Source organism: Alphaproteobacteria bacterium, assembly GCA_016124955.1.
Classification (GTDB): Bacteria; Pseudomonadota; Alphaproteobacteria; order UBA9219; family RFNS01; genus RI-461.
This window is the reverse complement of record WGMR01000003.1, coordinates 54,574-78,164: the sequence shown is the minus strand read 5'-3', so window position 1 is coordinate 78,164 and position 23,591 is coordinate 54,574. Positions and strand designations below refer to the sequence as shown.

The 23,591-nt window shown below is 56.0% G+C and carries 21 protein-coding genes; 10 read left to right on the top strand and 11 right to left on the bottom strand.

Features of this window, described 5'->3' with window-relative positions; all coding sequences use genetic code 11:
• Positions 1-92: 92 nt before the first annotated feature.
• The 8 genes from dusB to GC131_01245 all read left to right on the top strand — a co-directional run bounded on the left by dusB (position 93) and on the right by GC131_01245 (position 8,360).
• Positions 93-1,121 carry a tRNA dihydrouridine synthase DusB gene (gene dusB / locus GC131_01280; protein ID MBI1272705.1) on the top strand — a complete coding sequence of 343 codons (1,029 nt, stop codon included), beginning with the start codon at positions 93-95 and terminating at the stop codon, positions 1,119-1,121.
• The gene (locus GC131_01275) at positions 1,118-1,384 is read left to right on the top strand and encodes a hypothetical protein (GenBank protein MBI1272704.1); all 267 of its coding nucleotides are present in this window, start codon (positions 1,118-1,120) and stop codon (positions 1,382-1,384) included. Before dusB ends, GC131_01275 begins: the two co-directional genes overlap by 4 nt.
• 68 nt (positions 1,385-1,452) lie before the next feature.
• Positions 1,453-3,699 (top strand): HAMP domain-containing protein, encoded by a 2,247-nt coding sequence (locus tag GC131_01270; GenBank protein MBI1272703.1) that lies wholly within the window; start codon positions 1,453-1,455, stop codon positions 3,697-3,699.
• Between the two features lie 5 nt (positions 3,700-3,704).
• Entirely contained in the window at positions 3,705-5,141 is a 1,437-nt protein-coding gene (locus tag GC131_01265; protein ID MBI1272702.1) for a response regulator, read from the top strand.
• The gene (locus GC131_01260) at positions 5,116-5,784 is read left to right on the top strand and encodes an HAD hydrolase-like protein (GenBank protein MBI1272701.1); all 669 of its coding nucleotides are present in this window, start codon (positions 5,116-5,118) and stop codon (positions 5,782-5,784) included. Before GC131_01265 ends, GC131_01260 begins: the two co-directional genes overlap by 26 nt.
• Positions 5,785-5,865: 81 nt before the next feature.
• Positions 5,866-6,120, top strand: a complete 255-nt coding sequence (hfq, locus tag GC131_01255; GenBank protein ID MBI1272700.1) for an RNA chaperone Hfq — start codon at positions 5,866-5,868, stop codon at positions 6,118-6,120.
• A 31-nt stretch (positions 6,121-6,151) separates the two neighbouring features.
• A complete protein-coding gene (hflX, locus tag GC131_01250; protein MBI1272699.1) occupies positions 6,152-7,543 on the top strand; it encodes a GTPase HflX in 1,392 nt (463 codons plus the stop codon).
• The gene (locus GC131_01245) at positions 7,518-8,360 is read left to right on the top strand and encodes an inositol monophosphatase (GenBank protein MBI1272698.1); all 843 of its coding nucleotides are present in this window, start codon (positions 7,518-7,520) and stop codon (positions 8,358-8,360) included. The genes hflX and GC131_01245 overlap by 26 nt, the downstream gene beginning before the upstream one ends.
• A 34-nt stretch (positions 8,361-8,394) precedes the next feature.
• Here GC131_01245 and mazG read toward each other — a convergent pair whose 3' ends face one another.
• The 5 genes from mazG to GC131_01220 are packed head-to-tail and all read right to left on the bottom strand — an operon-like array spanning position 8,395 to position 14,302.
• The gene (mazG, locus tag GC131_01240; GenBank protein MBI1272697.1) at positions 8,395-9,276 is read right to left on the bottom strand and encodes a nucleoside triphosphate pyrophosphohydrolase; all 882 of its coding nucleotides are present in this window, start codon (positions 9,274-9,276) and stop codon (positions 8,395-8,397) included.
• On the bottom strand, positions 9,263-10,987 hold the full coding sequence (ilvD, locus tag GC131_01235; GenBank protein ID MBI1272696.1) for a dihydroxy-acid dehydratase: 1,725 nt from the start codon (positions 10,985-10,987) through the stop codon (positions 9,263-9,265). Before ilvD ends, mazG begins: the two co-directional genes overlap by 14 nt.
• Positions 10,987-12,009, bottom strand: a complete 1,023-nt coding sequence (gene ilvC / locus GC131_01230) for a ketol-acid reductoisomerase (GenBank protein ID MBI1272695.1) — start codon at positions 12,007-12,009, stop codon at positions 10,987-10,989. The genes ilvD and ilvC overlap by 1 nt, the downstream gene beginning before the upstream one ends.
• Before the next feature lie 12 nt (positions 12,010-12,021).
• Positions 12,022-12,537 carry an acetolactate synthase small subunit gene (gene ilvN / locus GC131_01225; GenBank protein MBI1272694.1) on the bottom strand — a complete coding sequence of 172 codons (516 nt, stop codon included), beginning with the start codon at positions 12,535-12,537 and terminating at the stop codon, positions 12,022-12,024.
• Positions 12,538-12,550: 13 nt separating this feature from the next.
• Positions 12,551-14,302 carry an acetolactate synthase 3 large subunit gene (locus GC131_01220; protein MBI1272693.1) on the bottom strand — a complete coding sequence of 584 codons (1,752 nt, stop codon included), beginning with the start codon at positions 14,300-14,302 and terminating at the stop codon, positions 12,551-12,553.
• 274 nt (positions 14,303-14,576) lie between these two features.
• Here GC131_01220 and GC131_01215 point away from each other — a divergent pair, with 274 nt between their 5' ends.
• Positions 14,577-15,692, top strand: a complete 1,116-nt coding sequence (locus tag GC131_01215) for an ABC transporter substrate-binding protein (GenBank protein ID MBI1272692.1) — start codon at positions 14,577-14,579, stop codon at positions 15,690-15,692.
• Positions 15,689-17,446, top strand: a complete 1,758-nt coding sequence (locus GC131_01210; GenBank protein ID MBI1272691.1) for a hypothetical protein — start codon at positions 15,689-15,691, stop codon at positions 17,444-17,446. Before GC131_01215 ends, GC131_01210 begins: the two co-directional genes overlap by 4 nt.
• On the opposite strand, the gene GC131_01205 is transcribed toward GC131_01210, so the two are convergent.
• Genes GC131_01205 through GC131_01180 form a run of 6 tightly spaced genes read right to left on the bottom strand, consistent with a single transcriptional unit; the run spans position 17,447 to position 23,568 of the window.
• A complete protein-coding gene (locus GC131_01205; GenBank protein ID MBI1272690.1) occupies positions 17,447-18,229 on the bottom strand; it encodes a YchF/TatD family DNA exonuclease in 783 nt (260 codons plus the stop codon).
• Positions 18,229-19,779, bottom strand: coding sequence for a methionine--tRNA ligase (locus tag GC131_01200; GenBank protein MBI1272689.1), 1,551 nt, complete (start codon positions 19,777-19,779; stop codon positions 18,229-18,231). The genes GC131_01205 and GC131_01200 overlap by 1 nt, the downstream gene beginning before the upstream one ends.
• A 23-nt stretch (positions 19,780-19,802) precedes the next feature.
• Positions 19,803-20,843, bottom strand: coding sequence for a DNA polymerase III subunit delta' (locus GC131_01195; GenBank protein MBI1272688.1), 1,041 nt, complete (start codon positions 20,841-20,843; stop codon positions 19,803-19,805).
• Positions 20,840-21,463, bottom strand: a complete 624-nt coding sequence (locus GC131_01190) for a dTMP kinase (GenBank protein ID MBI1272687.1) — start codon at positions 21,461-21,463, stop codon at positions 20,840-20,842. The genes GC131_01195 and GC131_01190 overlap by 4 nt, the downstream gene beginning before the upstream one ends.
• Positions 21,460-22,599: a D-alanyl-D-alanine carboxypeptidase gene (locus GC131_01185; GenBank protein ID MBI1272686.1), complete on the bottom strand. Its 1,140-nt coding sequence runs from the start codon at positions 22,597-22,599 to the stop codon at positions 21,460-21,462. Before GC131_01185 ends, GC131_01190 begins: the two co-directional genes overlap by 4 nt.
• Before the next feature lie 12 nt (positions 22,600-22,611).
• A complete protein-coding gene (locus GC131_01180; protein ID MBI1272685.1) occupies positions 22,612-23,568 on the bottom strand; it encodes a septal ring lytic transglycosylase RlpA family protein in 957 nt (318 codons plus the stop codon).
• Positions 23,569-23,591 lie beyond the last annotated feature (23 nt).

The following is a 23,591-nucleotide window of genomic DNA, read 5'->3' as shown; positions in this document are numbered from 1 at the left end:
GATAAACTAAAGCAAGGACTTTGCTTGCATTTCCGGCAGATCATGCCTAGATTTGCACAAATTTTGTGCAATTGTAAGATCGCAAGCCATTGATGCAAGAAGATACAGCACATACCGCATCGCGTCTTAAACCTATCCACATCGGGCCCATCCGGATCGACGAACCGGTCTTTCTGGCACCCATGTCGGGGGTAAGCGATATGCCGTTCCGAAGGCTCGTGAAAAGCTACGGGGCAGGGCTTGTGGTGTCTGAAATGATCGCCAGCCAGGCAATGATCAGGGAAAATGTGAAAACCCTGCAAATGGCCCAGTACACGCCCGAAGAATTTCCGATGGCCGTACAGCTCGCCGGGTGCGAACCTGCGGTGATGGCCGAAGCCGCGAAGCTGAACGAAGACCGCGGCGTACAAATCATCGACATCAACTTCGGCTGCCCTGCCAAGAAGGTCGTGAACGGCTATGCCGGTTCCGCGCTGATGCGTGAAGAGGCTAAGGCTGCGCAAATTCTTGAAGCGGTCGTCAAGGCGGTCAAGATCCCCGTTACGTTGAAGATGCGCATGGGATGGGACCATAACTGTTTGAACGCCCCCAAGCTTGCGCGCGTCGCCGAAGAATGCGGGATCAAGATGGTTACCATACATGGCCGCACCCGCTGCCAGTTCTACGAAGGTGCGGCGGATTGGAACTTCATCCGCAGCGTCAAGGAAGCCGTGAGCATCCCCGTGATTGCCAACGGCGACATCAACGATTTTTCTGATATAGATAACGCCATTGATGCTTCGGGCGCCGATGGCGTTATGATCGGCCGCGGCTGCTATGGCCGCCCATGGTTTATCCGGCAGGCGATCGAATACCTCCGCACCGGCAGCATACCCGCACCGCCCACGCTGACGCAGCAGCTCGGGCTTATGTTGCGCCACCTTGAAGACATGCTTTCGCATTACGGCGTAACGACCGGGATACGCATCGCGCGCAAACATATCAGCTGGTACAGCAAGGGCTTGCCGCGCTCGGCCGAGTTCCGGGCCGCCGTCAACAGCATGGACGACCCGGGCGTCGTCCGCAGCTTTATCGAAGAATTCTATGCGCCGCAGCTTGAGCGCGAAGCGATGGCGGCATGAACGAGCAAACCCAGCACAACCTTTCCATGAGCGTCGAGCGCCACCTGCGGCATTATTTCGCCATGCAGGCCGGGCAAGCCGCCGGATCGGATTTGTATGACAGGGTTTTGCACCAGATCGAACGCCCGTTGCTTATCCTGACGCTCGAGCGCTGTAAGGGCAACCAGATCAAGGCGGCAGCCTTGCTTGGTCTCAACCGCAATACGCTTCGCAAAAAGCTGAAGATGCTTGGCATCACCCCCGTCAAGAAGGGGAAAAGCTGATGGCCGCCGCATCCACATGGCAAACGCGTATGGCCGCATGGGCGCGCAAGGTCCATCTGCGCAGCCGCATGGCCATCGGGCTCACGCTTGCATCGCTGGCGGCCGGGATCGCCACCTATGCAGCGATGACGGAAACGACACCCTTCGGAACGGACCCGACCACCATCACGCTTTTACTCACACTTGATCTCGTTCTGCTGCTTCTGCTCAGCGCGCTCGTATTCCATCGTATCCTCGGCATATTCGCGACGCGCAGGCGCAACCAGGCCGGTTCGCGGCTGCATGTGCGCATGGTCACGGTCTTTACACTGCTCGCAGTTTTGCCCTCGCTTATCGTCGCCAGCTTTGCTGCCGTATTTTTCTATTTTGGCGTTCAGGCATGGTTTTCGGACCGGGTCCGTACCGCGATCAATGAATCGCTGGTCGTGGCGCAATCGTACCTCAAGGAACATCAACAGGTGATCCGGGCCGATGTGCTTGCGATGGCGAACGATCTGAACCGCGAAGCGCTCCGTATCGGCGATACCCCCAGCCGCTTTTCCCAATTGGTCACGGCGCAGGCCGCTATTCGCTCGCTGACGGAAGCCGTGGTTTTTGATGGCACAGGCCGTATCCTTGCGCGCTCGGGCCTGACATTCTCGCTCAGCTTCGAGCCGATTACCGAAGACATGATGCAGCGCGCCCGCAAGGGCGATGTCGTGCTTGTCGTCAGCGATAATGATGACCGCATTCGCGCGCTGGTGCGGCTTGAAAATTTTGTCGATGCCTATCTGTTTGTCGGCAGGCTGGTTGACCCGGATGTGCTGGCACACATGGCCACGACGCAGGATGCCGTGCGGGAATACGCTCAGCTTGAAGGCAAGCGTTCGGGGCTGCAAATCACGATCACCATGATCTTTATTGTCGTCGCGTTGTTATTGCTCATGGCTGCGGTGTGGTTCGGCCTCAATTTCGCGACAAGACTGGTGAAACCGATCAGTGAACTTATCGGCGCTTCCGAGCGGGTCAGGGCAGGGGACCTCACAACCCGCGTTTCCGAAAGCGATGACGACGAATCCGATGACGAAATCAGCATCCTGAGCCGCTCGTTCAACCGCATGACCGGCCAGCTTGATACCCAACGCAAGGAACTTATTCAGGCCAACCGCCTGATCGATAGCCGCCGGCGTTTCACCGAAGCCGTGTTGGCCACGGTGCCGGCAGGCGTTATCGGCCTCGATCAACAAGGCAACATCACCCTGACCAATATTTCGGCCGCAGAATTCTTCAAGATCGATGCGCCAAAGGAAAATGAAGGCAAGCATATCAGCGCCATCATTCCCGAAATGGAAGAGCTGATGGACAACCTTTCGCCGACCGCACGCATAACGGATGGGCAAATCGAATTGCGTCGCCCCGGCCAGCCAGCCCGCACCATGCTGGTGCGCATTGCGGCCGATATCCAGGATAACGAAACGCGCGGCTATGTCGTGACCTTCGATGACGTTTCCGATCTTGTAAGCGCGCAGCGCAAAGCGGCATGGGCCGATGTGGCGCGCCGTATCGCACATGAGATCAAAAACCCGCTTACGCCCATTCGCCTTTCGGCCGAACGCTTGCGCCGTAAATATGCCGCCGAGGTCACCAGCGACCCCGAAACTTTTGTTTCCTGCACGGACACGATCATCCGGCAGGTGGACGATATCGGCAACATGGTCGATGAATTCTCGGCTTTCGCGCGCATGCCTTCGCCCATCATGAAAAGCCAGGATTTGCGCGATCTGTGCCGCGACGCCGTCTTCATGCAAAGCACCGGAAGAACGGATATCGAATTCGTTCAGGAAATGCCTGCGCGGCCCGTCAGGCTCGATATCGACGGCAGGCAGGTTTCACAGGCGCTGACCAATATCATCAAGAACGCGATGGAAGCGATCGAAGGCCGTAAAGCAGAAGAAGGACAGCCATTACCCATGGGGCGCGTTACGGTACGGCTTGAAGCCGACGAAACGTTCGCAACCGTTACAGTCGCCGATAACGGTAAGGGCCTGCCGGTCGAAGAGCGTAACCGTTTGACGGAACCCTATGTGACAACCCGCAGCAAAGGCACCGGCCTTGGCCTCGCGATCGTGAAAAAGATCATGGAAGACCATCGCGGCACACTGACCTTGAGCGATAGCGAAGCTGGCGGCGCGGTCGTGACATTGTCCTTTGCGCGCGTCGAAACGGACACGAAGAAAAACCTGCTGGCAAGAATGGAGGAAATTGGTCATACTGATGAAGACCAGTTGATTCTCCATGACACGCCGCCGGCATCCAAACAAGCAACAGGTGGGTAGCATATATGAAAGAAAAAAGTCTTTCGCAGGATATCCTGATCGTTGACGACGAAGTGGATATCCGCCTGCTGATCGCCGGCATCCTGAACGATGAAGGCCTCAAGACCCGCGAAGCCGCAAATGCGGACGATGCGCTGGCCGCCATAGCCGCGCGCCGCCCGAACCTTATCGTGCTCGATATCTGGCTGCAGGGCAGCCGCATGGACGGCATGCAGATCCTTGATACGCTGCGCCGCGACTACGATGATATTCCGATCATCATGATCAGCGGCCATGGCAATATTGAAACCGCCGTCGCCGCCATTAAAAAGGGCGCCTACGATTTCATCGAAAAGCCGTTCAAGGCCGATAGGCTCATTTTGCTCGTTAAGCGTGCGCTCGAAGCCGCCAGACTGCGCCGCGAAAACCAGGAACTGCGCATTAAGGCAGGCGGCGATCAGCAGCTTATCGGTAAATCCCTGCCCATCAGCCAGATCAGGCAAATGATCGACCGCGTCGCGCCCACCAGCAGCCGCGTTCTGATCACCGGCCCCGCCGGCTCGGGCAAGGAAGTTGTCGCGCGCTTAATCCACGAAAAATCAAAGCGCGCCGAAGGCCCGTTTGTGGTCGTGAACTGCGCAACACTGCGCCCGGAACAGTTTGAAGACGAACTTTTTGGCTGTGAAGGCAACAGCCAGACCCCGCGCAAGACCGGCATGTTCGAGCAAGCGCATGGCGGCACGCTTTTCCTGGACGAAGTGGCGGACATGCCGGCGGAAACGCAAGGCAAGATTGTCCGCGTCCTGCATGAACAGGTTTTCACCCGCGTCGGCGGCAACAGCAAGGTTGAAGTTGACGTCCGCGTCATCACGGCCAGCAACCGCGATCTGCAAACCGAAATGGAAGCGGGCCGCTTGCGGCAGGATCTTTATTACCGTCTAAGCGTCGTACCGCTCAAAATCCCACCCCTGACCGAGCGCAGGGACGATATCCCCATGCTTTCACGACATTTCCTGACCCGCGCGGCAGAAGTTTCCGGGTTATCGCAACGCGAGCTTGGCGAAGATGCGCTTGCCGCCCTACAGGCCTATGCATGGCCCGGCAACGTGCGCCAGTTGCGCAACGCCATGGAATGGCTGCTTATCATGGCCAACGGCGATACGGCTGAGCAAATCAGGGCGGATATGCTGCCGCCAGACATCACCGCTACGACCCCCAACGTGCTGCGCTGGGAAAAGGGCGGGGAGATCATGGCGCTGCCATTGCGGGATGCGCGTGAAATGTTCGAACGCGAATATTTACTGGCTCAGGTCACGCGCTTTGGCGGCAATATTTCCCGCACCGCCACCTTTATCGGCATGGAACGCTCGGCACTGCATCGCAAACTGAAGCTGCTCGGCGTCCATGGCGCAGACCATGTAAAGATGGTCCCCACCCATCAAGGGACTGAACAGGTCAATTGAGCCGGTGCTTCTTCCCGAAAAACTGCCCGCCCTAATCGCCTTCGATTGGGATAATACGCTCGTTGATAACTGGGCGGCAATTACGCATGGGCTGAACGAAGCCTTCAAGGCCTATAACAAGCCGCAATGGTCGCTTGAGCAAGCCAAGGCATCCGCCTACCGTTCGCTGCGCGACAGCTTTCCCGAATGGTTCGGCGCAGATTGGCAAGCGGCGCGCGAGATTTTCTATGCCGGATTCGCCGCCGTGCATGAGCAAACCCTGAAAATTATGCCAAGCGCCGCCGATCTTCTTGATTACCTGCTGATAAAATCCCAACCGGCAGCAATAATAAGTAATAAAACAAACAAGTATTTGCGGCGTGAAGTTGAGATATTGGGTTGGAATAAGTATTTCCGCTCTGTCGTCGGGGCGGGGGATGCCCCGCGCGATAAACCGGCGCCGGACCCTATGGCCTTGACGCGCAGACAAGCGGGGATCAACGTCGATGCAAGCGTATGGTACATCGGCGATATGGCCAGCGACCTGGAATTTGCCCAAGCGTGCGGGTGTCAGCCTATCATGGTCAATGACCAACAAAAATTTGCAGCGCCGCAATTTGATAACTGCTTGGCATTATTGGCATATTTAAAGGGCATCGGCTGATGTCACAGAAATGCCGCTTTGCGCCGCGCACTTAATCCACTAAAACCATAGCCGGGTAAAATAATAAAAAGGAGAGCCCCCGTGTCGGACAAAAAAGAAAACGTGCAGGATGTATTCCTGAATAATCTCCGTAAAACCAAAATGCCCGTGACCGTATTCCTCGTGAACGGCGTTAAACTCCAGGGCATCATCACATGGTTCGATAATTTTTCCATGCTGCTGAAACGTGAATCGCACTCGCAGCTCGTGTACAAGCATGCCATTTCAACGGTCATGCCGTCGGGCCCGGTGCAGTTGTTCGAGCAGGGCGAGGAAGAAAGCGGCCAGGCACATTGAACCAGCCCCACCGTTTCACGGCTGAACCCGCATGAAGGAAACCGATAACGTCGAGGACGTGCGGCGCGGCGAGCGTGCGCTCGTGATCAAACCATGGCTTAACCGCACACCGCTGGAAAACAACCGCGATGCGGCAGCCATTCTCGAGGAAGCACAAGGCCTGGCCGAAGCCATCGGCCTCCGGGTCATCGAGGCGGTTATCGCCAAGGTCACGGCGCCAAGCCCGTCGCATTTACTTGGCAAGGGGTGGGTTGAAAAACTGGCCGAGCGGGTTAAAGCTGAAAAAATAAATCTGATTATTTTCGACCACCATCTTTCACCCATTCAGCAACGCAACCTAGAAGAAGCGTTGCTTTGCAAGGTCATCGACCGCACCGGGCTGATCCTTGAAATATTCGGGGAACGCGCCAAGACACGGGAAGGACAGCTGCAGGTCGAGCTTGCGGCACTGAACTACCAGAAATCGCGCCTCGTGCGGTCATGGACCCATCTCGAGCGGCAACGCGGCGGCTTCGGCTTCCTTGGCGGGCCAGGCGAAACCCAGCTACAGATCGACAGGCGTCTGATTACCAACCGCATCAGCAAGATAAAGGGTGAGCTGAAGGATGTTCGCCGCACGCGCGATCTGCAACGGCAGGCCCGTAAACGGGCCGAGCATCCCACCATCGCCCTTGTCGGCTACACCAACGCGGGAAAATCCACCCTGTTCAACCGGCTGACGGCCGCAGACGTGCTTGTGAAAGATATGCTGTTCGCGACGCTGGATCCGACCATTCGCGGGATCAAGCTGCCTTCCGGGAAAGAAGCCGTGCTTTCCGACACGGTCGGTTTTATCGCCGATCTGCCGACGCATCTTGTCGAAGCCTTCCGTGCCACGCTTGAGGAAGTGCAGCTGGCGGATCTCATCCTGCATGTGCGCGACATATCGCACCCGGACACCCGCGCACAGAAACAGGATGTTGAAACCGTTCTTACGGAACTCGGCATCGAACCGGATGACAAGCGTATCATTGAGGTTATGAACAAGATCGACCGGCTTGATGATGCCGCCCGCGAAGAACTTGCGGTTTTTGCCGACAAGGCCAGCAAGGATGCGACCGGCGCCGCCGATGTGCCGGACCAGCAAAATCACGCGCCAGCAGGCATGGCCGCCGTTTCAGCCATGACGGGGGAGGGGATTGCGGCGCTGCTCGTGCGCATGGATGTGGCGCTACAAGGCCGCGGGAGGGTCATCGACGCATCCATCCCGCTCAGTGACGGCGCAGCGCTTGCGTGGATTTATGCGCACGGCCATATCATCAGGCGCAATGACGATGATGAAATGGCCCATTTGCAGCTCAGCCTGAATGAGGCAGACTACGGACGTTTCGTGCAAAAGTTTGTGAAAGACAGCAAAAGTGAAGGTCAATCCCGCAGAAGTTGATACAATCATCCGCGAAGTTACGGCGGAACAAATCATGCCGCGCTTCCGTTCCCTTGGTGCCGGCGACATCAAGGAAAAAACCGGGCCGCGCGATCTCGTTACGGTGGCCGATATAGAAGCCGAGCAGGCGCTTTCACCGCGCCTCGCGGCCTTGCTGCCTGGCTCCGTCGTGGTAGGGGAAGAAAGCTACCATGCCGACCCAACCATCATTGCGCGCATATCGGGCGACAACCCCGTCTGGATCATCGACCCAATCGACGGCACGCTTTCCTTCGCGCATGGCAATGAACATTTTGGCACCATTGTAGCCCTTACCTATAAGGGGCAGACCGTTGGCGGATGGATTCACCTGCCGGCGCTGGGTGAAACCATGTCCGTTGAGCGCGGCGGTGGCGCATGGTTCAGAGGCAAAAGGCTTGAAACCTTGCCGTCTGCACCGCTGGAAGAGATGCGCGGGTTAACATGGTCTGCGCTCAAAAAAAGACTAAAAGACCTGCCGCCCGGTGCCGTACGGGCAAAAATCATCAGCGATTCATATCCCGCATGCTTTCATTACGTTCAGTTATTGAACAACCTGGTGCTCGGCGGGAAAGAAGAGCCGCAAGCCCATTACCTCGTTTTGCTCGAAAAATCCAAGCCATGGGACGATGCCGCTGGCTTGCTAGCCTATACCGAAGCAGGCGGGAAAGCCGCCAATTGGGCCGGAAAACCCTATAGCCCCGCTATGCTGAACGAAGGGGTTATCGCGGCGCCCGATGACGATTCCCTCGTTGCCATAAAACTGCATTTTGATGAGCTAAGATCTAGATATACGTAATAGAAAGAGAACAAACTTAAAGTGATGCATTAAGTTAAGAGTGGTTTTTCTTTATAGAAGAATCGTTTGTTTTGGTTTCATAACGTTTTACTTCTATCCACAGATTCTCTAGCTCTTCGAGGGTTTTTTCGGTCATTTTTTCGTTTTTTGACCTCAAAATGGCTTCCATACCCCTGAAACGGGTCTCAAACTTCCGATTTGCCCCTCTCAAAGCCACTTCAGGGTCGATTTCGAGCCTTCTAGCCAGATTTGTGAGGGCAAAAAGCAGGTCACCCAGCTCTTCCTGAACCGATTCTATAGATTCGCCCGAGTCTTTTGGCTTTTTGGCCTCTATTTCGACCCGCAACTCGCCTATTTCCTCCTCGACCTTATCGAGGATGTCATCGGCTTCGATCCAGTCAAAACCCACGCGCGCAGCCCGCTTCTGCAATTTGACAGATCGCTGCATGGCCGGAAGGGCATTGATAACGCCATCGAGCGCGCTGGCGGGTTGCGCCGATGTATCCTTGCCCGCTTTGCTGCGTTCCTTGGCCTTGTTGGTTTCCCACAGATCCACGACCGCCCCGGCGCTGTCGATACCCTTGGTATCGCCGAACACATGGGGATGGCGGCTGACCATTTTGCCGGCCACATGGCCGGCTATCTGGTAAAAATCGAACAGGCCGCGTTCCTTGGCCATTTGCGCGTAAAACACGATCTGAAAGAGCAAATCGCCCAGCTCGTCTTTCAGCTCGTCAAAATCGCCGTTTTCGATAGCCTGCACGACTTCATAGGTCTCTTCGACCGTATGCGGTGCAATGCTTTTAAAATCCTGCTCGATATCCCAAGGGCAACCGCCGTTCGGGTCACGCAGCTTCGCCATCACAGCCAGAAGGCGCGCGATGGCCCCGTCGCTGTCTTTGTCAGATATCGGCATAGGTGTGGGTTTCGGCCTTCCCGCCCGGGTGGGTGACCGCGCCCTTTTCGGCGTCGCCTACCTGCTGCGCGTATTTCCACAGTGCGCCGGACTGAAAATCATGCGTGCGAGGTTTCCATGCAGCCTTACGCTTTGCAAGTTCGTCGTCGCTCACATCAATTTCCAAGGTGCCCTTATTGGCATCGATCGTGATGATATCGCCATCATGCACAAGGCCGATCGGCCCGCCGACGGCCGCTTCCGGCCCTACATGGCCGATGCACATGCCGCGCGTGGCGCCGGAAAAGCGCCCATCGGTGATAAGCGCGACCTGGCCGCCGGTTCCCTGACCGTATAGTGCCGCGGTGGTAGAGAGCATTTCGCGCATGCCCGGGCCGCCGCGCGGCCCTTCGTAGCGAATAACGATAACATCGCCGGTTTTATATTTGCGGTCGCGTACGGCTGCGAAAGCCTCTTCCTCGCTATCGAAACAGCGGGCCGGGCCGCTGAAGGTCAGATCCTTCATGCCAGCGACCTTCACGATCGCGCCTTGCGGCGCAAGATTGCCGTGCAACCCAACCACGCCGCCGGTGGGCGAAAGGGGCTTGTCGGTCGGATAAATAACCTTTTGGTCTGGCGGCAGTTTCACATCGCGCAGGTTTTCGGCGATTGTTTTGCCCGTAACCGTGATGCAATCTCCGTGCAGGAAACCACCATCGAGCAGCGCCTTCATCAGCACAGGCACGCCGCCAACTTCATACAAATCCTTGGCCACATATTTGCCGCCGGGCTTGAGGTCGGCGATATAGGGTGTTTTCTTGAAAATTTCCGCAACGGCATGGATATCGAAATCGATGCCCGCTTCGTGCGCCATCGCGGGCAAATGCAGCGCGGCATTGGTGGACCCGCCGGAAGCCGCCACGACCACGGCGGCGTTTTCAAGCGCCTTGCGCGTAACGATATCGCGCGGACGAATTTTCTTCTGCAGCAACCGCATAATAACTTCGCCCGATTGCACGGCGAACCTGTCGCGGTCTTCGTAAGGGGCAGGGGCGCCGGCAGAACCGGGCAGCGCGAGGCCGATCGCTTCCGAAACGCATGCCATGGTGTTAGCCGTGAATTGACCGCCACACGAACCCGCGCTGGGGCAGGCAACGGCTTCCAGTTCGGCCAGATCGCCATCGCTTATCTTGCCGACCGCATGCGTGCCGACGGCTTCGAACACATCCTGCACGGTTACATCACAGCCGCGAAATTTGCCCGGCAAGATCGAGCCGCCATACATGAAAACCGAAGGCACATTCAGACGCAGCATTGCCATCATCAGCCCGGGCAGGCTTTTATCACAACCGGCGATGCCGACAAGCGCGTCATAGCAATGACCGCGCATCGTCAATTCAACCGAATCCGCGATCACTTCGCGGCTGACAAGGGATGATTTCATCCCCTGATGGCCCATGGCGATGCCGTCTGTTACCGTTATGGTTGTGAATTCACGCGGGCTTCCGTGCGCGGCCTTGACGCCCTTTTTCACCGCCTGCGCCTGACGGCTCAACGATATGTTGCAGGGCGCGGCTTCGTTCCAGCACGTGGCGACGCCCACCAGCGGCTGGTGGATTTCTTCCTCCGTCATGCCCATCGCATAGTAGTAGGAGCGATGCGGCGCGCGCGCCGGCCCTTCCGTCACATGACGGCTGGGCAGGCGAGATTTATCCCATTTTGCCTGCGGCATCAGTTGACGGATTTATCGACCAGGCGCTGCTGGCCGATCCACGGCATCATCTTGCGCAGCTTTTCACCGACCAATTCGATCGGGTGTTCGGCATGGCGGCGGCGCGTGGCCTTGAACATAGGCTGGCCGATGCGGCATTCCGTCATCCATTCATTGACGAACTTGCCGCTGCGGATTTCCTCAAGGATCTTTTTCATTTCCTTCTTGGTTTCCTCGGTCACGATGCGGGGGCCGCGTGTGTAATCGCCGAATTCGGCGGTGTTGGAGATGGAATAGCGCATGGTCGCGATCCCGCCTTCGTACATCAGATCGACGATCAACTTCAGTTCATGCAGGCACTCGAAATACGCCATTTCGGGCGGATAGCCGGCTTCGACCAGCGTTTCAAACCCGGCCTGCACCAGCGCGCTTGCGCCGCCGCACAAAACTGCCTGTTCGCCGAATAAATCGGTTTCACACTCGTCGCGGAACGTGGTTTCGATGATGCCCGCGCGGCCACCGCCGATGGCGGACGCGTAAGCGAGCGCGAGGTCCTTGGCCTTGCCGCTGGCATCCTGATGCACCGCAAGCAGGCAAGGCACGCCGCCGCCTTGCTTCAAATACTGGCTGCGCACCGTGTGGCCGGGGCCTTTGGGCGCGATCATGAACACGTCGATATCCTTGCGCGGATCGATCAGGCCAAAATGAATGTTCAGGCCATGCGCGAAGGCGAGGGCGGTTTTCGGCTTCATGTTGCCGGCAAGTTCGTTGCGATAGATATCGCCCTGCAACTCATCCGGCGCGAGAATCATGATAACATCGGCCCACGAAGCGGCTTCGCCCGGGGTCATAACCTTGAAGCCGGCCTTTTCGGCCTTCGGTGCGCTCGCGCTATTGGCACGCAGGGCGATCACGACGTTGGAAACGCCGCTGTCGCGCAGGTTCAGCGCGTGGGCGTGGCCCTGGCTGCCGTAACCGACGATAGCGACCTTCTTGCTCTTGATCATGCCCAGATCGGCATCTTTATCATAAAAAACCTGCATCACTTCCTCCTGTTAAAGCGCTTCGCCGCCACGTGTAATAGCGGCAACGCCGGTGCGGACCAGTTCGACTATGCCAAGTTCACGCATCAGTGCGATAAAGTTATCAACCTTGTCGGCCGGGCCCGTGATCTCGAACACCAGCGATTCAAGGGTGGTATCGACCACGCGGGCTCGGAAAATCGTGGCCAACCTCATCGCTTCGGTGCGTTTATCGCCGGTACCGGCCAGTTTGACAAGCGCCATTTCACGCTCGATCACGGTGCCGCTGTCTGTCAGGTTAACCGCCTTGTAAATCGGCACAAGCCGTTCAAGCTGCGCTTTGATCTGGTCAATGATCTGGCGCGTACCGGTTGTGACGATATGAATGCGCGACATGCTCTTTTCCGGATCGACCGGGGCGACCGTCAGGCTCTCGATATTGTAGCCGCGGCCGGAAAACAACCCGACGACGCGCGCCAGAACGCCCGGCTCGTCCTTGACCAGAACGGCGAACACATAACGCCCAAGCTTTTGTTCAGGGTTGGTCACAATTCATCTCCGATCAAACAAGAACCATGCCGTCTTCCGGCGTGGCGTCGGAGATGCTTTCGTTGGGCCCGAGCAGCATTTCATGGTGACCCTTGCCGCCGGGAATCATGGGGAAGCAGTTTTCCTTCGGGTCCACCCGCACATCGACAATCGTCGGCCTGTCGGTCACTTTCATCATTTCCTTGATCACCTTGTCCACGTCCGATGGCTTGTCAGCACGCAAGCCCACGCCACCATAGGCGTCCGCCAACTTGACGAAATCGGGCAGGGAATCTGTGTAGCTGTGCGAATAGCGCCCGCCATGCAGCAATTCCTGCCACTGGCGCACCATGCCCATCCACTGGTTGTTGAGAATAAAAACTTTCACGGGCAGCTTGCACTGCACCGCCGTGGACATTTCCTGAATATTCATCAGGATGGATGCTTCGCCGGCCACATCGACAACGAGCGCATCCGGATGCGCCATTTGTGCGCCGATCGCTGCCGGCAACCCATAACCCATGGTGCCGAGCCCGCCCGATGTCATCCAGCGGTGCGGCTCTTCGAAGCGGAGAAATTGCGCCGCCCACATCTGATGCTGGCCGACTTCGGTGGTGATATAGGTTTTTTTGTCCTTGGTCAGCTCGCGCAGACGCTCCAGCGCATATTGCGGCTTGATGATCGTGCTGCCTTGCTTGTACTTCAGGCAATCGCGGGCGCGCCACTCGTTTATCTGCTTCCACCACTTGGCCAGCGCTTCGGCATCGGCCTTGTGCTTGCGCTCCTTCCAGATGCGCAACATGTGTTGCAGCACGATACCGGCATCGCCGACGATAGGCAGGTCAACCAGAACGCTTTTGTTGATCGAGCTCGGGTCGATATCGACATGGATTTTGGTGGAACCCGGCGAAAATTCGCTCAGCTTCCCGGTCACGCGGTCATCGAAGCGTGCGCCGATATTGATCATCACGTCGCAATTGCGCATTGCAAGGTTGGCCTCATAGGTGCCGTGCATGCCGAGCATGCCAAGGAAGAGGGGGTCCGACATCGGGAAGGCGCCAAGCCCCATCAGCGTGCTGGTGCACGGAAAACCGGTCAGCCGTACGAATTCGGTTAAAAGCTCGGCGGCCTGCGCACCGGCATTGATGACGCCGCCGCCCGTGTAAAAAATGGGGCGTTCGGCATCCGCGATCAGGTCCACGGCCTTTTCGACCGCATCCATATCGGGCTGCGTTTTCGGCTGGTACGATGTCACGGTCACATCGACCGGGGAAACATAGCGCGCTTCCGCAAATTGAATGTCTTTCGGAATATCAACCAGAACGGGGCCCGGGCGACCGGTGCGCGCGATATGGAAAGCTTCGTGGATCGTCCAGGCCAGCTTGTCCACGTCTTTCACCAGGTAATTATGCTTGGTGCATGGCCGCGTGATACCGACCGTATCGCATTCCTGAAAGGCATCGTTGCCGATCAGATGGGTAGGGACCTGACCGGTCAGGCACACGATCGGGATCGAATCCATGAGCGCGTCGGCAAGGCCGGTCACGGTGTTGGTCGCGCCGGGGCCGGGGGTTACCAAAACCACGCCGACCTTGCCGGTCGAACGTGCATAGCCTTCTGCGGCATGGACTGCGCCCTGTTCGTGGCGAACAAGGATGTGGCGAATGTCGTTCTGCTGAAAAATCGCATCATAAAGGGGCAGCACGGCGCCACCGGGATACCCGAAGATGGTATCCACGCCCTGATCACGCAGTGCCCTGATTGTTGCCTCGGCGCCCGTCGGCATTCTTTTTCTACCTAAATCAAGATGTTAAAGGGGGAAGATACTAACTGGCATAAAGAAAATATGTCAATGCGCTGTTGGCTGTTATGTAGCCAATAATACTGCTTTTCCAGCTAATTTTATTACGAACTGACTTTGTGCAGGGGATACGGGTAACCCACCTACAGCTTGCTCAATTTGTTGCATAATATATATTATGTTAAATAATAGATTGGCCTTGGCCAAATGCAACGCCACAGGCTAAACCATACAAAACCCTTATGACAGGCTTCAAACAATGACGGCCAGGCACATTTCCGCTCTTTTGCTTGCTTGCACAATGCTTGTACCAGCCTCTGCCCGTGCAGACATTGTGATCGGCGCTTACGGCCCCATTACGGGCCCGAATGGCAGCCTTGGCGAGCTTATGCTTCCCGGGCTGAAACTGGCGGTTGAGGATATCAACGCCAAGGGCGGCGTTAACGGCGAAAAGCTGGTACTTCAGATCGAAGATGACCAATGTGAGCCCAAGCAAGCCGTATCAGCCGCCAACAAGCTTGTATCGGGCGAAGCCGTGGCTGCCATAGGCTTTACCTGCAGCGGCGCCACCAAGGCCGCCAGCGATGTATTTGAACAAGAAGGCATGCCGCATCTGGCATCCCTCGCCTCCAACCCGGATCTTACCAAACAAGGCCTTAAAACTCTGTTCAGGCCCGCGATACGTGACGATAACGATGCCGGCGCGGCCGCGGAATATACCGCTGCGCATTTTAAAGACAAAAAAATCGGCCTCGTGCACGATAACACTGTCTGGGCCAAGGGTCAGGCTGATTTGTTTTTCGATGACCTGAAGGCCAAGGGCATCACCAACCAGACCATGTACGAGCTGAACGCCAAGGATCAGGATTTCAGCGCGCTGATAAGCCGCATGAAACAGGATGGCGTAGAACTCCTTTACGTTTCGCTTTACATGCGCGAAGGCGGCCTGCTGGTCAGGCAAATGGCCGACCAGGGCTATAAGCCCATCCTTGTCGGCACCGTGCTTTTCAATATGCCGGATTTTATTGCCATCGTGCGCTCGACCGCCAACGGCGCCTATATGACCGCGCCGCGGCTCGACCCCGCACGCATCGGCGATTTGCCCAAGCGGCTAAACCTGAAAGACAACGCACTCAACATGTATGTTTACCAGAATTACGCCGCCATACAGATTTTAGCGCAAGTCTTCGCCAAGCACGGCACAAATCCCGGCGCTATCATCGCCGCCTTACATGAAGGCACGTTTAAAACCGTAATCGGCGACATCAAGTTCGACGCCAAGGGCGACATGAACGACCCGGCATTTGATATTACCGTCTATCAAGACGGCAAGGGCGTTCTTGTCGATACAAAAACCAGCCCAAGCCAGGAATGAACTTAAGCCGCATACGATCAGGCGCCGCGCACATCCTATCAACGCCCTGGATGCCTGCCGCTCTGGTCACGGCTCTGGTCGTTGCATTTCTTATATCCTGCATGGCTGGCACAACTTATTTAGTCAGCTACCGCACAGCGGCACTGTGCCTTGTAATTTCAAGCTGCTGTTTAGCCGCATTACTATCGCTTGCGCTTATGCTGCGCGCGAAGGCTTCCGCCTCGTTCGCCTTCAATCAGGCCCCGACCATAAATATTTCACGCACACAGATTGCGCTCTATATCATGGCCATGATGTTCGCCGTTCTGTTGGTGCGCACACACACATATGCCGAGGCTTACGAACGCGACCTGATGGTCTATATGTCCATAGCAGACCGGTTGCTTGATCACTGGCCGCTTTATAGCGTTCTATGGGATCACAAACCCCCGGGCGTGCATTGGACATACACATCTTTTGCCGCCTTGTTTGGCCCGACACCCCTCGCCCTTTTCTTGATGGGTTATGCCGCCTATCTGGCAACCCTATTCGGTTGCTATACCGCCGGAAATGCACTGGGCGGCAGGTTTGCGGGCCTGATGAGCGCCGGTGTCTGGTCTTTGACTAGCAGCGACCTGTTCCTTCAAGGCAACCAGCCCAATGTTGAAGTATTCATGAACGCATGTACAGTATGGGCCGTCGCATTGATACTAAAGGGCAATAAAAAAATATCTGTGCCGCGCTATGCCATAATCGGGGTTCTTTTTTTTCTGGCAAGCTTGTACAAAACCATCGCCGCAGTCATCCCAATCGTAATTTTTCTGACATATCTTGCTTGTTTACGTTCAAGCGCGCGCGCAACGGCACAGCCGAAACAGCTAATAACGGGCGCGCTGCAAACAGTTCTTGTGGGCGTTATTGCCTGCTCCGGCTGGCTCTATATCTTTTGGTATTTTTATAGCCTTGGTGATTTTGTCGCTTTTAAGGAAGCTGTATTCGATTACAACAGCACATATGCCGGAAACACATTCTTTAATTTGCTGAAATCAATGGCGCCGGCCCATCATACAATCTGGGCGCTGCCATACCTGCCTTTATTTACAACCGCTCTGGCGTTCCTGATTGCGCATAAACAAGCGTCAACACAATATAACAGCAAAATATTGCTGGCGTATTTTGCCGGAACATGGCTTGCATTCGCTCTGCCCGGGAAATTCTTCCCTCATTACTACCAGCTTTTTCTGCCCCCTATTGCCATTGTATCTGGCTGGATGGGCGCAAGCCTTTTATCTACAAAAAACAAAGCATGGATAGCAATGTACTTTTCCCTCATGCTGCCGATGCTATTCACGCAAATCTATCAAATAACGATTCCGATCGAAGATATACCGGTAGTAAAATATGAAGAAACAGGCAAAGAGGCGCTTGAAACAAAGAGAATGGCGAAATGGATAAACGAAAATTATCGCAAGGATGCGCTTGTCTATCATTGGGGCGCAGAGCCTGGCGTCTATTTCTGGAGCCAGCGTAAAAGTCCGCTAGGTTTTGTTTTTAACTACCCGCTACTTTCCGATGATAAAACGGGACAGCATTTTTCCGAGATCGTTCTGAGCGAACTGAAGGCCCATAAGCCCGATTTAATCGTCGCCAACCGCGGCAACTTACGCAATGTCGATAACACGATCGAAGAATGGATTGTACACGAATACGCGCCAAGCCCCGCATCAGAAAGCTATCAATATTTCGTATTTATGGTGCCGCGCAAGCCGCACTAACTAATGCGGCACCTTGCTGAACAAACGATAAAAATTTTCAGTCGTTGCGTTCGCAAGTTCGCCGAGCGAAACGCCCTTAACATCCGCCAAAACCTGCGCCGTATGCACAACGTAAGAAGGCTCGTTCGGTTTGCCGCGATACGGCTCTGGCGCCAGGTAAGGCGCATCCGTTTCCACAAGCAGCCTGTTCAACGGCACATCACGCGCGATGGCTCGTAATTCTTCCGATTTCTTGAATGTCAGAATGCCGGAAAAAGAAATATAAAACCCCTCCGTCAGCGCAGCTTCCGCCAGCGAACGGCCGGAACTGAAGCAATGCATAACGCCTTTTAGCTTGCCCCCTGCCCCCTCTTCCCTGATCATGCGCGCGGTATCGTCATCGGCATCGCGGCTATGCACGATAAGCGGCAAATCGCACGCGACACAGGCGCGCATATGCTGGCGAAACACTTCGTGCTGCAGATCCCGCGGGCTGCGATCATAGAAATAATCCAGCCCGCTTTCGCCGATACCAACCACCTTCGGATGCTGCGCCAGCTTTTGCAGGTTTTCGGCGGCTGCAAGTTCGGTTTCCTCCGCCGCATGGTGCGGGTGCAGGCCAACAGTACAGAAAACATTTTCGTTTTCCTCGGCGATCACTTTGATCTGGTCGAATTTGCTTACATAAACCGAAATGCAAAGCATCTTTTCCACGCCCGCATCGCGCGCGCGCGTAAACACGGCTTCTCTGTCCTTGCTAAGGACCGGGTAATCGAGATGGCAATGGCTGTCGATGAGTTGCATTACTTGATTTCCGGCGGCTCCGGTTCTGCATAGCGCGGGAAAACGCCTGCCGGAGCGGGCAATGGCGTACCGGGCTTGAGCCGATCGGCCATCGCCGCATAGCTGCGCGCACCTTCCGGCACCGCAAGCTGCGAGAGCATTTTATCCATGGCCGTTGGCATGAATGGCTGCAACAAAACGGCGATCTGCCGCACGGTTTCCGCAACGACATAAAGCACGGTCCGCATACGTGCAGGATCGGTCTTTTTCAGGCCCCACGGCGCTTGCGCATCGATATAGCGGTTTGCGTTTCCGATCACGAGCCAAATGGCTTCGAGCGCACGGTGGAACGCCAGCTCCTTCAACTCACCGCGCGTATTTTCCAGCAAGCCCGCAGCCTCATCCAGCAAAGCCTTGTCTTCCGCCGTGAAATCGCCGTGCTGCGGCACCTTTGCTTCGCAATTTTTTGCGATCATGGAAAGGCTGCGCTGCGCAAGGTTGCCAAGATCATTGGCAAGATCGCTATTCATGCGCTGCACCACGGCTTCGTGCGAAATATTGCCGTCTTGCCCGTACGCGACTTCGCGCAACAGAAAATAACGGATCTGGTCAAGCCCATAGGCGTCTATCAGCGTGGCGGGCGTCACGACATTGCCGACCGATTTCGACATTTTTTCGCCCTTGTTATAAATGAACCCGTGCCCGAAGACTGATTTCGGCACCGGCAGCCCGGCTGACATAAGAAAAGCCGGCCAATAAATCGCGTGAAAGCGAACGATATCCTTGCCGATCATGTGAATATCGACGGGCCAGAATTCCCCAACCTTTCCATCCGGATCATCCGGGTAACCAAGGCCGGTCAGGTAATTTGAGAGCGCATCGACCCACACATACATAACGTGCTTCGGCGCATCGGGCACCGGCACGCCCCAATTGAAGGTGGTGCGCGAAACCGACAAATCCTTCAGGCCGGATTTAACGAAATTTACGACCTCGTTACGGCGCGCGGCGGGTTGAATGAAAGCGGGGTTCTTTTCATAAAGCGCTAGCAGCTTTTCGGCATAGGCAGAAAGACGGAAGAAATAGCTTTCTTCCTCAACCCATTCGACCGGCGCGCCGGACGGAGCGAATTTTGTGCCATCCGAACCTTCCTTCAGCTCGCCTTCATCGAAGTAGGCTTCGTCGCGCACCGAATACCACCCGGAATATTTATCGAGATAGATATCGCCGCTGGCCTCCATCAGCTTCCACAGATGCTGGACCGTTTTTTTGTGGCGTTCCTGTGTCGTGCGAACAAAATCATCGTTGGAAATACCGAGTACGGCATGCATGGCACGGAATTGCCCGGCCGTGCGGTCCGCCAATTGCTGCGGCGTGATATTTTCCTTGCGGGCCGTCTGTTCCATTTTCTGGCCGTATTCGTCCATACCGGTCAGGAACCAGGTGTTGTAACCGTCCAGCCTTTTGAAACGCGCGATCGTATCAGTTGCGATCGCTTCATATGCATGCCCGATATGCGGCGCGCCGTTGCCATAGGGTATCGCGGTTGTGATGTAAAAACGCTTTTGCACGGCATATCCTTTATAAAACAGGATCAGGCAGCCGCGCGGGTTATGGCCATCAGGCTGTTGATCAAAACCAGCTTGCGATCGAGGTGAGCAGCCTCCCCCGTTGCCAGCATGGCGTTAACCTTGTCCCATACCTTTAGCCAGTGTTCAAGCGGCTGCCATGCGGCATAGCGGCGCAGAAGCTGGGCATCGCCCCCCACCATGTCTTCCGCGCGGCCGGTTGCGGCGCACTGCACCAGCGATTGCAGCCAATTCAGCATAAAGCCGGTCATGATGGTAAAACGCGCCTGCTCCCCTTTGCGGGAAATCTGGTCGGCAAAGCCGTGCATATCGCCCGCATCCACCTTTGGCGCGGCACCAAGGATGCCGATCAGGGAGGCATAAAGATCCTGCCCGTCATTTTCGATCAGCTCGAGCGCCCGGCCAAAGCTTCCTTCCGCCAAATTCACGATAGAGCCAAGCGAATCCGCATCAACTTCCGGACATGTATCGGCGATTAGTTTTCGCATGGTGGCATCGTCGATCAGATCGAGTGCGAGCTTGCGGCAGCGTGACCGTATCGTAGGCAGCAATTGCCCTACGCCCGTCGCCGTCATGATAATCAACGAACGTTGCGGCGGCTCTTCAAGAAGCTTGAGCAGCGCGTTCGCGCTATGACGGTTCAGATATTCGGCGTCCGCAATAATGGCAATGCGCCAGTTATTGAAAGCCGAGGTTAGATGAAAGAAATCACCGAGGGCACGGATGGAAGCGACCGGAATTTCGCTTTTCAGATCGCCCGTCCGCTCATCAACCGGGCGGCTTATCAGCCGAAGATCGGGGTGGCTCAGGTTGGCAACCAGCTTATAAATCGATGATTTGGTATCGATGTTGCCGATGGTTTGCTGCCCGCCGGAAAGTATATATTGCGCGATATGGAAGGCCATCGTCGCCTTGCCTATGCCTGCCGGGCCGTGGATCAGCCATGCATGGTGCATACGCTCGCTTATCGCAGCGCCGGTGAATTCATTGACCGCCGCTTCATGACCAAGCAGACGCGGATTGACGTGTGGCTCTAAAAGCTTCATTGCAGTTTTAGTTTCCTTAGAACGGTCGCGACAAGGTTGCGGCCCGTAACATCAAGGCTATTACCGGCATCAACGACCACAAACCTTTTGGGTTCCGATTTTGCGCGCGCCAGATAGCCCTGTCTCAGACGCTTATGGAACGCTTTATCTTTTCTTTCAAACCTGTCAAGCAACCGGCCCGCCATGCGCTTCGCGCCAATTTCAACCGGAACATCGAGCACGACGGTAAGATCAGGCACCAGTTCACCGGCGATGATCTTATAAATTTGCCGGATATACTTTTTATCGAGCCCCATGCCGTAGCCTTGATAGACATAGGTTGAATCCGCGAACCTGTCGGAAATAACCCATGTGCCTTTTTTCAAGGCCGGTCTGATGACCTTTTCAATATGGTCGCGACGCGCAGCAGAAATGAGCAGCAATTCTGTGATCGCATCCCATCTGTATTCGCCGGAAAGCCAAACCTCGCGGATCGCCTCCGCACCGTCTGAACCGCCAACCTCGCGCGTCAGCAAAACCTTTTTACCGCGCTTACGAAGTGCTTCCGCGAGCCGTTTTGCTTGCGTCGATTTGCCTGCGCCATCGCCGCCTTCAAGCGTAATAAAGCGGCCTCGTTTCATTTCCCATCGCCCGCCAGCACATATTTTGCCTTGGTTGCGATGGCGGAGAACCAGCCAAGCTTCGGTATATCAAGCGCGGCGGTAAGCGGAATTTCGATCGTCGTCATGCCGGGCGCGGAAACCTTAACCATGCCAATCTTTTGGCCCTTCTGTATCGGCGCGGCAATAGGTTGCTGGTATTCGATATCGGCTGAAAGCTGGCCGCGTGCGGCGCGCGGCAACGTAACGGCATAATCTTCATCAACCACAAGCGGCACGTTTTCCATCTGCCCAAGCCAAACACCGGCATCCCCGACCTGATCGCCAGCCTTGAATAAAGTATAGGTCCCGAATTCGCGAAACCCCCATTCCAGAAGCCGCGCGGCTTCGTCGGCGCGTTCCTGCATATCCTTAAGGCCGTTGACGACCAGAACAAGCCTGCGGCTATCCTGCAGCGCCGAAACCGCGATACCGTAGCCCGCCTCTTCGGCATGGCCCGTCTTTAACCCATCGACATTAATGCTGCGGTACAAAAGCGGGTTGCGGTTGCCTTGCTTGATTTTGTTGAAGGTAAATTCTTTTTCAGAAAAATAGTGGTAATGCTCGGGGAAATTCTTGATTAGCGCCATTGAAAGCACGACCAAATCGTGCGGCGTCATGTAATGATCGGGTTCGGGCAGGCCGCTTGCATTCGTGAAGTGGCTTCCGGTCAGGCCGATGCGCGCGGCCGTTTCATTCAAAAGACCTGCAAAGGCCCCGACGCTGCCTGAAATCGCTTCGGCCAAAGCAACACATGCATCGTTGCCGGATTGCACGATAACGCCGCGGATTAAATCTTCGATCTTCACTTGCATGCCCGGTTCAAGGAACATGCGGGAGCCTTCCTGCTTCCACGCCAGCTCGCTGACTGTCGCGGTGTCATCAAGCGCGATTTTGCCGTCGCGCAACGCATCGAATACCGCGTACATGGTCATAAGCTTGCTCATGGACGAAGGGGGCATTCTCTGGTCGGCATTCTTGGCCAGCAAAACCGTGTTGGTCGTGGCGTCTATCAGCAAAGCTTCGCGTGCCGTGGTTTCCGTGGTCGGCAGCTCGGCGCGCACCGGCGAAACCACAAGCAAAAGGCACAGGGGAAGAAGCAAAGCTAGGAAACGCATGGATACCCTCGTTTAATCAATGACAATGCGCGGTTCGGGCACGCCGGCACGAACGACCTGCTGCAGAACATAATCCGCCTGATCGACCGTTGCCACGGGCCCAAGCCGCACGCGGTAGAATTCACGCCCGTTCACGACCGCCTGCATGATGTTCGTTTGCGCTATATTTCCAAGGCGCGCTTTGAGCTTGCTGGCATTTTCCTGCTTGGTAAAGGCGCCCGCCTGCACATAGATATCGGATTTTTTAGGCACAGCGACTTGCGTCACGACCGGCTGGGCCGGGGCGTTATAGGGCGGTTCGCGTAATACGCTGTCGGCATATTGCTTGGGCAGCGGAATGATTTTGGGCTCCTGCGGTTGCACCACCTGTACCGGCGACGGCGTAACGGACGGCAACGCCTGCACTTCGACCGAAGGTTCGGACGCACGCGGCGCAGATGCGCTGGCCACCTGCAAGGTTTCCGGCGCACTCGCACCATGAGTTTTTGCCGCTTGCGCGATGGCGCGGCTTTCATCCGTCATAACCTGAACGCGCACCTTCGCCGTACCTTGATTTTCAAAGCCAAGCAGCTGTGCCGTACGCCGTGAAACATCGATCACACGTCCGGCCTTGTACGGGCCGCGATCATTGATACGGACAACAACGGAACGGCCATTATCAAGGTTGGTAACGCGCGCAAGCGAAGGCATAGGCAGCGTCGGGTGCGCCGCCGTCAGTTCGTTTGAATCATAAATTTCACCATTCGCGGTGGATTTTCCGTGAAATCCGGGCCCATACCACGAAGCAATACCGGTTTCGTCATAACTGAAATCTTCAGCCGGGTAATACCATTCACCCTTGATTTGGTATGGCTTGCCGACCTTATAGGTTCCGGCCCCTTCACCCGAAACGCGCGCCTGCTCGGTCGTGCCGCAGGAACCGAGCATCACGAGCATCGCTGCAAAAATCAGGAGATTGAAAGATTTAATCATCGGCGGGACCCGTACCAGAG